Source organism: Rhodopseudomonas rhenobacensis, from assembly GCF_014203125.1.
GTDB lineage: Bacteria > Pseudomonadota > Alphaproteobacteria > Rhizobiales > Xanthobacteraceae > Rhodopseudomonas_A > Rhodopseudomonas_A rhenobacensis.
The window spans coordinates 20064-32492 of record NZ_JACHIH010000042.1 but is presented as its reverse complement, the minus strand read 5'-3'; the positions used below and the strand labels follow the sequence as shown (position 1 = coordinate 32492).

Below are 12429 nucleotides of genomic sequence, written 5' to 3'. Positions count from 1 at the left end.
TTTGTTCGGATCGACCTTTTGTGGGGGGGGGGGGGGCCTGGCCCCCCCCCCCCCCCGGGGGGGGGGTTGTGGTGGTATTGCTTACCACGGGGGGTGCGGGGGCCTCTCAACACGTCAGACCTCGCGGAGGCGCCCCCTCACCCGGATGAGCCGCTGCGCGCCTCATCCGACCTCTCCCCGCAAGCGGGGAGAGGTGAGCCGACCGCGAGGCCGCGCTTTGTTGCGGGCGCTTTTGCGGCTTTGCTGCTGACGCTCGCCGGCACCCCCGCCCATGCCGACCTGAAACTCTGCAACCGCATGAGCTACGTGGTCGAGGCCGCGATCGGCATCGATGACAAGGCGTCCACCGCCAGCCGCGGCTGGTTCCGGATCGATCCGGCGCAATGCCGCGTCGTGGTGCAGGGCACGCTGAGCGCCGACCGCATCCTGCTGCACGCCCGCGCGCTCGGGGTCTACGGCGCCTCCCCGGTGCCGCAGAACGGCAGCGACCGGCTGTGCATCGCGCAGGAGAACTTCGTCATCGCTGCGGCCCGGCAATGCCGCAGCGGCCAGACCGCGGCCCCGTTCACCGAGATCAAGCCGAGCACCGGCGAGGACGGCAATCTGGTCGCCTATCTCGCCGAGGACAGCGAATACGACGACGAACAGGCCAAGCTCGCCGGCATCCAGCGCCTCCTGGTGATCGCCGGCTATGACGCCGCCCCGATCGACGGCGTCGACGGCCCGAAGACCCAAGCCGCGCTCGCCGCGTTTCTGAAAAGCCGCGGGCTGGCCGCCGACATCGTGCAGGCGCCGAATTTCTTCGACGCCATGATCAAGGCGGTCGAGGCGCCGTCGACGAGCGGCCTGACCTGGTGCAACGACACCCCGCACAAGATCATGGCCGCGGTCGGCAGCGACGACGGCAAGCTGGTGACCAGCCGCGGCTGGTACCGCGTCGATCCCGGCAAGTGCCTGCATCCCGACGTCACCGGCCAGCCGAAGCAGATCTACAGCTTCGCCGAAGCGGTCGACGCCGACAATCGCGCGGTGCGGATCAAGGACAAGCCGCTGAACTGGGGCGGCGGCGTCATGCTGTGCACCCGCGACAGCAAATTCGAGATCACCGACCACAGCGATTGCGCCGCGCGCGGCTTCAACCGCACCGGCTTCAGCTCGGTGGACCTTTCGGGCGGCGGCAAGACGCTGCGTTTCGCGGTGCCGTGAATACAAATCGTGGAGACCACAGCAAGTGGCGCCCTCCCGCCCTGCACGGCGTCATCGCCCGCGAAAGCGGGCGACCCAGTATTGCAGGGCGCCGGCAATTCAGCCAGTACGCTGCAGCGAACTGATCCCCGGTTTCGCCGGGATGACAGCAAGGAGTTGAAATGACGTCCAGCGGAAATCCGCCGCGGAACTTCACGGCAATCGACACCTGGGTGTTCGATCTCGACAACACGCTGTATCCGCATCACGTCAATCTGTGGCAGCAGGTCGACGTCCGGATCCGCGATTTCGTCGCCGCCTATCTCGACATCCCGGCCGAAGACGCGTTCCGGATCCAGAAGGACTACTACCGCCGCTACGGCACCACGATGCGCGGCATGATGACCGAGCACGGCGTCCGCGCCGACGATTACCTGGCTTACGTGCACGAGATCGACCATTCGCCGCTGGAGCCCAATCCGGCGATGGGCGACGCCATCGCCGCCTTGCCCGGACGCAAGCTGATCCTCACCAACGGCTCCACCGCGCACGCCGCCAAGGTCTTGGCGCGACTCGGCATCGAGCATCATTTCGAGGCGGTGTTCGACATCGTCGCGGCGCAGCTGGAGCCGAAGCCGGCGCCGCAGACCTATCAGCGCTTCCTCGATCTGCACGGCGTCGATCCTTCGCGCGCCGCGATGTTCGAAGACCTCGCCCGCAACCTCGCGGTGCCGCATCAGCTCGGCATGACCACGGTGCTGGTGGTGCCGGACGGCAGTAAAGAGGTCGTGCGGGAAGACTGGGAGCTGGAAGGCCGCGACGCCGCCCATGTCGATTTCGTCACCGACGATCTGGCGGGGTTTTTGGCGGGGGTGAGCGCGGCGAAATAGGCCGCTGACCAAGCCTCGCAGGAAGCCGTCATCGCCCGGCTTGACCGGGCGACCCAGTATCCCAGAGCGTCCGTTCAGATCCCGGCGATCCCCGGATAAAGATCATTCCAATCCGGATTGTCTTTTTCGATCAATTGCACCTTCCACTCGCGCTTCCATTTCTTCAGCCGCTTCTCGCGGTGGATCGCGGCCGCGATATCATCGAAGCACTCGAAATAGACCAGCCGATCCACCTCATATCGTTTGGTGAAGCTCTCGGCGGCCTTCGATCGGTGCTCGGCAATGCGACGAACCAGATCGTTGGTCACGCCGATGTACAGCGTTCTCCCGATCCGGCTGGCCAGGATGTAGACGTAGAAGCTGCGGGCCGGCATGCTCCAATTCTCCGCCATCAAGTCTCTGCAATACTGGGTCGCCCGGTCAAGCCGGGCGATGACCGCGGTATGTGCGGCCGCCACGCCCCGCATCCGCTTCACCTTGACTCTCCGTCGCCAAATCCCGACAAAAGCAGCCCACGCGCGCCACTTGCCAAGGAATCCCCGATGTCGCTGTCCGCCCTCGAAACCTCCATCAACACCGCGTTCGACGCGCGCGACACCGTCAGCGCCGCGACCAAGGGCGAAGTCCGCGACGCCGTCGAGCACGCGCTCGACATGCTCGACAAGGGCGAAGCGCGGGTCGCCCAGCGCGGCGACGACGGCCAATGGACCGTCAATCAGTGGCTGAAGAAGGCGGTGCTGCTGTCGTTCCGGCTCAACGACATGAGCGCGATTTCCGGCGGCCCGGGCGGCGCCACCTGGTGGGACAAGGTGCCGTCGAAATTCTCCGGCTGGGGCGAGAACCGCTTCCGCGACGCCGGCTTCCGCGCGGTGCCGGGCGCGATCGTGCGGCGCTCCGCCTTCATCGCCAAGAACGTCGTCTTGATGCCGTCCTTCGTCAATCTCGGCGCCTATGTGGACGAGGCCACCATGGTCGACACCTGGGTGACGGTCGGCTCCTGCGCGCAGATCGGCAAGCGCGTGCACATCTCCGGCGGCGTCGGCATCGGCGGCGTGCTGGAGCCGTTGCAGGCCGGCCCGGTGATCATCGAGGATGACTGCTTCATCGGCGCGCGCTCGGAAGTCGCCGAGGGCGTCATCGTGCGCCGTGGCGCGGTGCTGTCGATGGGCGTCTTCCTCGGCGCTTCGACCAAGATCATCGACCGCGACTCCGGCGAGATCTTCGTCGGCGAGGTGCCGGAATATTCCGTGGTGGTGCCGGGCAACCTGCCCGGCCGCCCGCTGAAGAACGGCCAGCCCGGCCCCTCCACCGCCTGCGCGGTGATCGTCAAGCGGGTCGACGAGCGCACCCGCTCCAAGACCAGCATCAATGAATTATTGCGGGACTAGAGCATGATCCCGAAAAGTGGATGCCGGTTTTCGGAATAGATCATGTTCCACTAAGAATCTGCGATCGGCGCCGCCGTGGCGCCGACATCGCACCCGCAGACGAGAACGACAATGGATCTGACCACTCTGCTGTTCAGCTTCAACGGCCGCATCAACCGCGGCAAATACTGGCTCGCGGTGCTGATCTATGTCGCGGCCTGGATCGCCTTCGCCGGGATCGCCTTGCTGGTGATCGGTGACCTCAACAAGGACGATCGCTTCGCCTTCGCCGGCACCGGCATCGCGCTGTGGCTCGGCGGAATTCTGCTGTTCCTGATCGGGTTGTGGTCCGGCCTCGCGGTCGGCATAAAGCGGCTGCACGATCGCGACAAGAGCGCCTGGTGGCTGCTGCTGTTCTGGCTGGGGCCGAGCCTGCTCGGCGGCAGCGGCCGGACCTTCGTGCATGGCGGCGGCGGCCTGGCGCTGTCGCTGTTGAGCGCCGCAATCTCGATCTGGGCGTTCGTCGAATTCGGCTGCCTGCGCGGCACGCCGGGCCCCAACGCTTACGGACCGGATCCGCTCGAGCCGCTGGAGTATTGATGCCTTCGAACCCGATCGCGACCCTCACCATCGCCCAGGATCTCTTGCGCTGCCCGTCGGTGACGCCGGCCGATGCCGGCGCGCTCGGCGTGCTGCAACGCTTGCTGCACGATGCCGGTTTCGACGTGCATCGCGTCACCTTCAGCGAGCCCGGCACCGCCGATATCGACAATCTCTATGCCCGGATCGGCACTTCGGCGCCGCACCTCTGCTTCGCTGGCCACACCGACGTGGTGCCGCCGGGCGATCAGGCGGCGTGGTCGCACGATGCGTTCGCCGGCGAGGTACACGACGGGCTGCTGTACGGCCGCGGCGCGGTCGACATGAAGGGCGGCATCGCCTGCAGCGTCGCCGCGGTGCTGGACTATCTGGCGGCGAACGGCGGCCAGCCCAAAGGCTCGATCTCGTTCCTGATCACCGGCGACGAGGAAGACGTCGCCGTCAACGGCACCGTCAAGCTGCTGCAATGGGTGGCAGAGCGCGGCGAGACATTCGACCACTGCGTGCTCGGCGAACCGAGTAACGTCGAGGCGCTCGGCGACACCATCAAGATCGGCCGCCGCGGCTCGTTATCAGGAACGCTTGTGGTGGATGGCGTGCAGGGCCACGTCGCCTATCCGCATCGCGCGTCCAATCCGGTGCCGGATATCGCCGCGCTGATCGTGGCGCTCGGCGCCGAGCCGCTCGACGCCGGCACCGACACCTTCCAGCCGTCGAACCTGGAATTCACCTCGGTCGACGTCGGCAATCCGGCGACCAACGTGATCCCGGCGCAGGCCCGCGCCAAGTTCAACATCCGCTTCAACGATCGGCACAGCGCCGAGAGCCTGCAGGCGCTGATCGAGGCACGCGTGCAGACGGCCTGCGGCAACCGCATCCGCGCGAGGGTCGAGTGGCTGCCGTCGAATGCCGGGGCCTTTGTCACCAGGCCCGGCGCGTTCACCGATCTGGTGGTCGCGGCGATCGCGGAGGTCACTGGCCGCAGCCCCGAGCTCAACACCGGCGGCGGCACCTCGGATGCGCGCTTCATCACCCATTACTGCCCGGTGATCGAATTCGGCCTGGTCGGCCAGACCATGCACAAGATCGACGAGCGCACCCCGGTCGCGGATCTCGAAACGCTGACGCAAATCTATCGCGGCGTGCTGCAGCGCTATTTCGCTTGAGTCATTCCGGGGCGCGAAGCGGCGAAGCCGCAAGCGAACCCGGAATCTTGCGGCGCGATGACACGCCGGGTGCCAGCCGCGAGATTCCGGGTTCGCTCGGCCTTCGGCCTCGCGCCCCGGAATGACGAAGCTGGTTTTGCGGCGGGCGATAAGCTTGTAGCCCGGATGAAGCGAAGCGAAATCCGGGTCGAAACGACTCAACCGCAACCTTGTATTCTGTGTCGGCGGGGTCCCGGATTTCGCTTCGCTTCATCCGGGCTACGGCTTTGTCAGCGCCGCCTCAATAATCCACCTTCACCAGATACAACCCGTCGGGCGGCGCCACCGGGCCGCAGGCGGTACGGGCACGCGCCGCCAGCGCCGCGGCCAGATCGTCGGCGCTCCAGCGGCCCTCGCCGACCCAGACCAATGAGCCCACCATCGAGCGCACCTGGCTGTGCAGGAACGAGCGCGCCGAAGTGACGATCGACACGTTGTCGCCGTCGCGGATCACGTCGAGCTGGTCGAGCGTCTTGTCGGGCGATTTGGCCTGGCATTCGGTGTCGCGAAACGTCGTGAAGTCGTGCTTGCCGATCAGCCGCTGCGCGGCTGCGTGCATCGCCTGCGTATCGAGCCGGCGCGGCAGCCGCCAGACCTTGCCGATCTCGAGCGCCAGATTGGCGCGGCGGTTGCTGATCCGATAGACGTAGTGCCGCTTGATCGCCGAGAACCGCGCTTCGAAATCATCCGGCACGATCTCGGCGCTCAAGACGCCGATCGGATGCGGCCGCAGATGCGCGTTCAAGCCGTCGCGCAGCCGGCCCGGCGCGAACGGTTTTTCGATGTCGCAATGCGCCACCTGCGCCAAAGCGTGGACGCCGGCATCGGTGCGGCCGGCGCCGTTGACGCGGACGAAGGTGCCGCAGATCGCCTTCACCGCATCCTCCAGCGCGCCCTGCACCGAGGGGCCGTTGTCCTGGATCTGCCAGCCGCAATACGGCGCGCCGTCATATTCGATGATGAGCTTGTAGCGCGGCATTCATGGTCCCTGTTCGGCGATGGCGCTGCCGCCCGCACAGCCGTCATCGCCCGGCTTGACCGGGCGACCCAGTATTGCAGAGCGGTGATCGTCAATCACAAGCGCTCTGGGATACTGGGCCACCCGCTGGAGCTTGCCATCGGGCTCGCCAAAGGCGAGACCCGGTGGCGGGTGGTGACAGCTCTGATCGGTGCTCGCGCATCTAGCACACAAGTAGCGGCGGCGTGAGCGGCGTGCCGCGCAGGAAATCCTGCGCCTGCATCGGCTGCTTGCCGGCGCGTTGCAATTGCAAAATCCGGATCGCGCCGTCGCCGCAGGCAATCGTGAGGTGATCGTCGAGCAGCGCGCCCGGTTCGCCAGACCCCTTCGCCAATTCGCAGCGCAAGATCTTCACCCGCACCAAATCGCCCTCGATCGGCCATTCGCACCAGGCGCCCGGAAACGGCGACAGCCCGTGGATGTGGCGCAGCACGGCGCGCGCCGGCTTCGTCCAGTCGATCCGCGCCTCAGCCTTGTCGATCTTGGCGGCGTAGGTCACGCCCTCCTCGGGCTGCTTGGCGAACGTGAGTTCGCCCCGCTCCAGCAATGCCATCGCCTCGACCATCAGCCCGGCGCCGAGCGGCGCCAGCGCGTCGTGCAGGTCGGAAGCGGTCATCGCATCGGTGAGCGCGATCCGCCCGGTCAACGCCACGTCGCCGGTGTCGAGGCCGATATCCATCTTCATCACCATCACGCCAGCGTCTGTATCGCCGGCCATGATGGCGCGGTTGATTGGAGCTGCGCCGCGCCAGCGCGGCAGCAGCGAGCCGTGCAGATTGAAGCAGCCGAATTTCGGCGCGTCGAGGATCGGCTGCGGCAGGATCATCCCATAGGCCACCACCACCGCGGCGTCGGCCTGGAAGCCGGCGAACTCCGCCGCGGCCTCCGGCGTGCGCAGCGTCTTCGGCGTCAGCACCGGGATGCCGAGCCGCTCGGCCTCAAGCGCCACCGGGGTCGGCTGCAGCTTCATGCCGCGGCCGGAGGGTTTCGCCTCGCGGCTGTACACCGCGACGATCTGGTGGCCGGCGGCGGCGAGCGCGCGCAGCGTCGGCACCGCGAAATCCGGGGTGCCCATGAAAATCAGGCGAAGCGGCATGGAAAATCTCGGGTTGGGTGTCAGCCGGTTGTCGGCGTAAACGGGTCGATCAATTCGAGCCCGATGTCGAGGAAATCTTGCGTGTTGCGCGTCACCAGCGCCATCCGGTTCGCCAGCGCGACCGACGCGATCATGGCGTCCATCGTCTCCAGCCGCCGGCCCTTTGGTTCTCGAAGTACACTGATGCGAGCGAACTGTTCGGCTGCGGCGATATCGAAACTGAGAATACGCCCGCGGTATCCCGCGAACAGCCGCTCTGCAGCATGGCCCAAGCGCTGTTTGCGTGAGCCGTCCACCAGACGTTCGATCCCGAACCGCAACTCCGCGACGACAGGCGTGCAGAGATACTGGCTCTGCAGCGCTTGCGCGTCGAGCCAGCGCATCACAGTCGGATTTGGCTGCGGAAGCCAAAGCTCGGAAACGACGTTGGTATCCAACAGGATCATTCGAAATCGGGCGGCGGCGAGTCCACGCTGCGATACTCGAAGACCAAGTCGTCGCCGCGGTCTTCGGGTCGCACCAGGCTTGCGATCCAGGTACCCATTTTCAGATCGGGCTCCGCAACGCTGAGCCCGATCTGGAGCAGCGCCTTGACCTCGTCGGACAGATCTCGCGCGTGCAGCTGCGCGCGCTGTTCGACCTGGCGCTTCAGCTCGGGATCGATGTCGCGGATCAGCAGGTCGGCCATCGGCGCCTCCTTTGATATCAATGATATCAAACCAGCGCCCGCCGGTCAAAAGCCGTCAGACGTATTTGATGCCGCGCTTGGCGGCCTTCTCGAACTTCCGCATCACCATCGCGCGCTTCAGCTTGGAGATGTGATCGACGAACAAGACGCCGTTGAGGTGGTCGATCTCGTGCTGGATGCAGGTGGCGAACAGCCCGTCGGCGTCCTCTTCCTGCACATTGCCGTCGAGGTCGGTGTAGCGGATCCGCACCTGCTTCGGCCGCTCCACCTCGGCGTAATATTCCGGGATCGACAGGCAGCCTTCCTCGTAAACGTTCATCTCCTCGGACGCCGCGATGACCTCCGGATTGATGAAGGCGCGCGGCTCGGTGAGGCCGTTGCCCTCCTTGCGGACCAGATCCATGGTGATCAGCCGCACCGGCTGCGCCACCTGGATCGCCGCCAGGCCAATGCCGGGCGCCTCATACATGGTCTCAAACATGTCGTCGGCAAGCCGGCGCACCTCGGCGCTGACCGTTTCGACGGGCTTGGAGATCAAGCGAAGCTGCTTGTCAGGTATGATGATGATTTCGCGCAGGGCCATAGCGGCGATTTAATCTGCGATACCGCGGCGGTCAATCCGGCTCCGGATGCCACTTTAGCCGCCACTCAAGAAAAGTCGCGGGGCCGCGGCGCAGGATCGTTAACCTGCGGTTAACCATGGCTCTTAACCGGCGGTTAACCACGCCGCTTAACCGGGCGTTAACCACGATCGTTCTTCCTTCGTTCTCATACTCCATGTAGTCTGCTAGACTGCGAGGATGAACGATATCCTGTTCACTGTCGGCGAGATGCCGGTCAGCGTCGCAGAAGCCGTGATCGGCTTTGCCGCGCTGACGCTGCTGCTGCTGTTCGGCATCGCCGTCGTCATCGCCCGCGGCCTCGGCACCGGCAGCGTCATGGCGTTGGCGCAGGCGGCCCGCGCCGACGAGCTGGAGTATCGCCTCGCCGAAATGATGCGGGCGCAGCACGAGGCCAGCGGCCGGGTGGCGGCGATGGGCCAGGCGCTGGCCGGCCGGCAGGCCGAGATGGCCCGCGCGGTCAGCGAGCGGCTGGATTCGGTCACCCATCGGGTCGGCCAGTCGATGGAGCACACCACCCGCCACACCCTGAACAGCCTGCGGGTGCTGCACGAACGGCTCGGCATCATCGACGACGCCCAGCACAACCTGACCGAACTCACCGCGCAGGTGACGACGCTGCGCGACGTGCTGACGAACAAGCAGTCCCGCGGCGCGTTCGGCCAGGCGCGGATGGAGGCGATCGTCGCCGACGGCATGCCGAAGGGCGCCTACGCCTTCCAATACACGCTCTCCAGCGGCAAGCGGCCGGATTGCGTGGTGTTTCTGCCGGATCAGCGGCCGCTGTGCATCGACGCCAAGTTTCCGCTGGAGGCGATCACCGCGTTGCGCGACGCCCGCAGCGAGGAGGCGCGGCGCGGCGCATCGCAGCGGCTGCGCAACGACGTGCTGCGCCACGTCACCGACATCGCCGAGAAATATCTGATCCCCGGCGAGACCCAGGACACCGCGCTGATGTTCGTGCCGTCGGAATCGGTCTATGCCGAAATCCACGAGCGCTTCGACGACGTGATCCAGAAAGCCTACCGCGCCCGCATCGTGCTGGTATCGCCGTCGCTGCTGATGCTGGCGATCCAGGTGATGCAGCAGATCCTGAAGGACGCGCGGATGCGCGACGCCGCCGACCAGATCCGCACCGAGGTGATGAGTCTCGGCGACGACTTAAGCCGGTTGCGCGACCGCGTGCTGAAGCTGCAGACCCATTTCGGTCAGGTCAACGAGGACGTCCGCCAGATCCTGATCTCCGCCGACAAGATCGAGCGCCGCGCCGGGCGGATCGAGGAGCTGGATTTCAGTCACGACGCGCCTGCGCCAGCGGCGCAACCGGCGCGACCCGATCTGTTCGCGATGCCGCGGCGCGAGCTGCAGGCCGGCGAGTAGATCAGGCGTCGCGCTGGTTTCGGCCGGGTTCCTTCGGTTATTGCGCCGCGCCATGCTTCCTTCCGGCCGGCGCTGTGCCATATTGAGGCTGCAACCACCTCGCCGACCAACGAATGGTGAAACCAACAATGGCGCAAGGCTCCCGCTCCGCGATCGACGTCGCGTTCAACAAGCTGTCGTCGCCGCGGATCTTTTTGATCCGAATGCTGGTTTTCCTGGTGCTTTGCTCGCTGCTGCTGGTGGTGCTGTACAAGCAGATCATCGTCGCGTTCTTCGCCAATCCCGGGCTCAACGCGCTGATCGGGGCGGTGCTGGTGATCGGCATCGTGCTGTCGTTCCGCCAGGTGATCAGGCTTTATCCGGAGGTCGCATGGGTCAATCATTTCCGCATCGCCGATCCCGGGCTGGCGCTCGAACAGCGCCCGACCCTGCTGGCGCCGATGGCGGCGATTCTCGGCGGCGAACGAAGCGGCCGGATGTCGATCTCGCAGCAGACCATGCGGCATCTGTTGGACTCGATCGCCACGCGGCTGGATGAAGCCCGCGACATCTCGCGCTACATGACCGGGCTGTTGGTGTTTCTCGGCCTGCTTGGCACCTTCTGGGGCCTGATCGAAACCGTCGGCTCGGTCGGCAAGGTGATCGACGGCCTGAAGGTCGGCGGCGACGCCGGCTCGCTGTTCGACACGCTGAAGGAAGGCCTCGCCGCGCCGCTCGGCGGCATGGGCATTTCGTTCTCCTCATCGCTGTTCGGGCTCGCCGGCTCGCTGATCCTCGGCTTTCTCGATCTGCAGTCCAGCCAGGCGCAGAACCGCTTCTACACCGATCTCGAAGACTGGCTCGCCTCCACGGTGCGCGAATATGTCGGCGACGGTGCCGGCACCAGCACGGCTGTCGGGGCGGGTGCCGGCGGCGCCGAATTGCAGGCTGCGATCGAGCGGCTGCGCCGGGCGTTCGAAGACGGCTCCAGCCGCGGCACCACCACGGCGATGGCCAACCTCGCCGACGCGATCCAGAGCCTGGTCGCGCATATGCGCAGCGAGCAGCAGTTGATCCGCGAATGGGCCGACGGCCAAGGCGAGCAGAACCGCGAGATCAAGGCGCTGCTGCAGCGCCTCGCGCGGCAGCCGGAGAAGAATTAGTTGATCCGATCGAATTCACCGCACGCACGGACTTCACCTCTCCCCGCTTGCGGGGAGAGGTCGACACGGCGGAGCGTGAGCGAAGCCGGGTCGGGTGAGGGGGCGCCTCGACGGAACGCGGCGCCCCCTCACCCCACCCCTCTCCCCGCAAGCGGGGCGAGGGAGCACGCTGCCGTTGCTGCAACACTGCGACCAGTCGAAAGATAGACTTCATGGCCCTCGCGCGCGGACGCCGCAACGATCCCGGCTTCAACTACTGGCCCGGCTTTGTCGACGCGCTGTCGACGCTGGTGCTGGCGATCGTGTTCCTGCTGTCGGTGTTCCTGGTGGTGCAGTTCTTTCTGTCGCAGGAGGTCACCGGCAAGGACAAGGCGCTGGAGCAGCTCAACGCCAAGCTGGCGCAGCTCAACGACCTGTTGTCGCTGGAAAAGCTCGGCAAGCTCAATCTGGAGGATCAGCTGTCGCAGCTGCGCGCCGGCCTCGCCTCCGCGGAAGGCGAACGCGACCGCGTCAAAGGACTCTATGACGGCCTCGCCGGCGCCGGCAACGACGCCGCCGGCCGCGCCGGCGAACTCAACAAGGCGCTGGATTCCGAAAAGCAGCTGTCCGCGCGCGCGCTGGCGCAGGTCGAGGTGTTGAACCAGCAGATCTCGGCGCTGCGCCGCCAGCTGGCAGCGCTCGAACAGGCGCTCGACGCCTCGGAAAAGAGCGGCAAGGAATCGCAGAGCCGGATCGCCGATCTCGGCCAGCGGCTCAACGTGGCGCTGGCGCAGCGGGTGCAGGAATTGTCGCGCTACCGCTCGGAATTCTTCGGCCGCTTGCGCGCGATCCTCGGCAACCGGCCGGACATCCGCGTCGTCGGCGACCGCTTCGTGTTCCAGTCCGAAGTGTTCTTCGACACTGGACAGGCGCTGCTGTTGCCGGAGGGCCGCGCCGAGCTCGACAAGCTGGCGTCGGCACTCACCGATCTCGACAAGCAGATTCCGGCCGAAATCGCCTGGGTGCTGCGGGTCGACGGCCACACCGACGTCCGCCCGATCACCGGCGCGTTCAAGTCGAACTGGGAATTGTCGAGCGCCCGCGCGATCTCGGTGGTGCAGTATCTGGTTTCGCTCGGGGTGCCGCCGCAGCGGCTGGTCGCCGCCGGCTTCGGCGAATTCCAGCCGCTCGACGTCGCCGGCACCGAAGAGGCGTACAAGCGCAACCGCCGCATCGAGTTGAAGCTGACGGAGCGCTGA

The 12429-nt window shown here is 66.2% G+C and carries 14 protein-coding genes; 8 read left to right on the top strand and 6 right to left on the bottom strand.

Features of this window, described 5'->3' with window-relative positions:
- The first annotated feature begins 240 nt into the window (after nucleotides 1-240).
- Nucleotides 241-1206 carry a DUF1036 domain-containing protein gene (locus tag HNR60_RS22005; RefSeq protein ID WP_184262168.1) on the top strand — a complete coding sequence of 322 codons (966 nt, stop codon included), beginning with the start codon at nucleotides 241-243 and terminating at the stop codon, nucleotides 1204-1206.
- Between the two features lie 161 nt (nucleotides 1207-1367).
- A complete protein-coding gene (locus HNR60_RS22000; RefSeq protein WP_184262166.1) occupies nucleotides 1368-2075 on the top strand; it encodes a pyrimidine 5'-nucleotidase in 708 nt (235 codons plus the stop codon).
- Nucleotides 2076-2149: 74 nt separating this feature from the next.
- On the opposite strand, the gene HNR60_RS21995 is transcribed toward HNR60_RS22000, so the two are convergent.
- Nucleotides 2150-2449, bottom strand: a complete 300-nt coding sequence (locus HNR60_RS21995) for a GIY-YIG nuclease family protein (protein ID WP_184262174.1) — start codon at nucleotides 2447-2449, stop codon at nucleotides 2150-2152.
- A 168-nt stretch (nucleotides 2450-2617) separates the two neighbouring features.
- Between HNR60_RS21995 and dapD the strand changes: the two genes are divergently transcribed.
- The 3 genes from dapD to dapE all read left to right on the top strand — a co-directional run bounded on the left by dapD (nucleotide 2618) and on the right by dapE (nucleotide 5208).
- Complete coding sequence (dapD, locus tag HNR60_RS21990) at nucleotides 2618-3463, top strand: 2,3,4,5-tetrahydropyridine-2,6-dicarboxylate N-succinyltransferase (protein ID WP_184262164.1); 846 nt, start codon at nucleotides 2618-2620, stop codon at nucleotides 3461-3463.
- Between the two features lie 111 nt (nucleotides 3464-3574).
- Nucleotides 3575-4042 (top strand): DUF805 domain-containing protein, encoded by a 468-nt coding sequence (locus HNR60_RS21985; protein ID WP_184262162.1) that lies wholly within the window; start codon nucleotides 3575-3577, stop codon nucleotides 4040-4042.
- Entirely contained in the window at nucleotides 4042-5208 is a 1167-nt protein-coding gene (gene dapE / locus HNR60_RS21980; RefSeq protein ID WP_184262160.1) for a succinyl-diaminopimelate desuccinylase, read from the top strand. The genes HNR60_RS21985 and dapE overlap by 1 nt, the downstream gene beginning before the upstream one ends.
- A 280-nt stretch (nucleotides 5209-5488) precedes the next feature.
- On the opposite strand, the gene truA is transcribed toward dapE, so the two are convergent.
- From truA to def, 5 genes are all read right to left on the bottom strand, one after another.
- On the bottom strand, nucleotides 5489-6226 hold the full coding sequence (truA, locus tag HNR60_RS21975) for a tRNA pseudouridine(38-40) synthase TruA (protein WP_184262158.1): 738 nt from the start codon (nucleotides 6224-6226) through the stop codon (nucleotides 5489-5491).
- Between the two features lie 202 nt (nucleotides 6227-6428).
- Nucleotides 6429-7361: a methionyl-tRNA formyltransferase gene (gene fmt, locus HNR60_RS21970; protein WP_184262156.1), complete on the bottom strand. Its 933-nt coding sequence runs from the start codon at nucleotides 7359-7361 to the stop codon at nucleotides 6429-6431.
- 20 nt (nucleotides 7362-7381) lie between these two features.
- On the bottom strand, nucleotides 7382-7807 hold the full coding sequence (locus HNR60_RS21965) for a type II toxin-antitoxin system VapC family toxin (protein WP_184262154.1): 426 nt from the start codon (nucleotides 7805-7807) through the stop codon (nucleotides 7382-7384).
- Nucleotides 7804-8049: a hypothetical protein gene (locus tag HNR60_RS21960; RefSeq protein WP_184262152.1), complete on the bottom strand. Its 246-nt coding sequence runs from the start codon at nucleotides 8047-8049 to the stop codon at nucleotides 7804-7806. The genes HNR60_RS21965 and HNR60_RS21960 overlap by 4 nt, the downstream gene beginning before the upstream one ends.
- 55 nt (nucleotides 8050-8104) lie before the next feature.
- The gene (gene def / locus HNR60_RS21955; protein WP_184262150.1) at nucleotides 8105-8632 is read right to left on the bottom strand and encodes a peptide deformylase; all 528 of its coding nucleotides are present in this window, start codon (nucleotides 8630-8632) and stop codon (nucleotides 8105-8107) included.
- A 217-nt stretch (nucleotides 8633-8849) separates the two neighbouring features.
- Between def and HNR60_RS21950 the strand changes: the two genes are divergently transcribed.
- The 3 genes from HNR60_RS21950 (at nucleotide 8850) to HNR60_RS21940 (ending at nucleotide 12429) form a co-directional block, all read left to right on the top strand.
- Nucleotides 8850-10049: a DNA recombination protein RmuC gene (locus tag HNR60_RS21950; protein WP_184262148.1), complete on the top strand. Its 1200-nt coding sequence runs from the start codon at nucleotides 8850-8852 to the stop codon at nucleotides 10047-10049.
- Nucleotides 10050-10177: 128 nt separating this feature from the next.
- Nucleotides 10178-11191 carry a flagellar motor protein MotA gene (locus HNR60_RS21945; protein ID WP_184262172.1) on the top strand — a complete coding sequence of 338 codons (1014 nt, stop codon included), beginning with the start codon at nucleotides 10178-10180 and terminating at the stop codon, nucleotides 11189-11191.
- A gap of 212 nt (nucleotides 11192-11403) precedes the next feature.
- Nucleotides 11404-12429 (top strand): peptidoglycan -binding protein, encoded by a 1026-nt coding sequence (locus HNR60_RS21940; RefSeq protein ID WP_184262146.1) that lies wholly within the window; start codon nucleotides 11404-11406, stop codon nucleotides 12427-12429.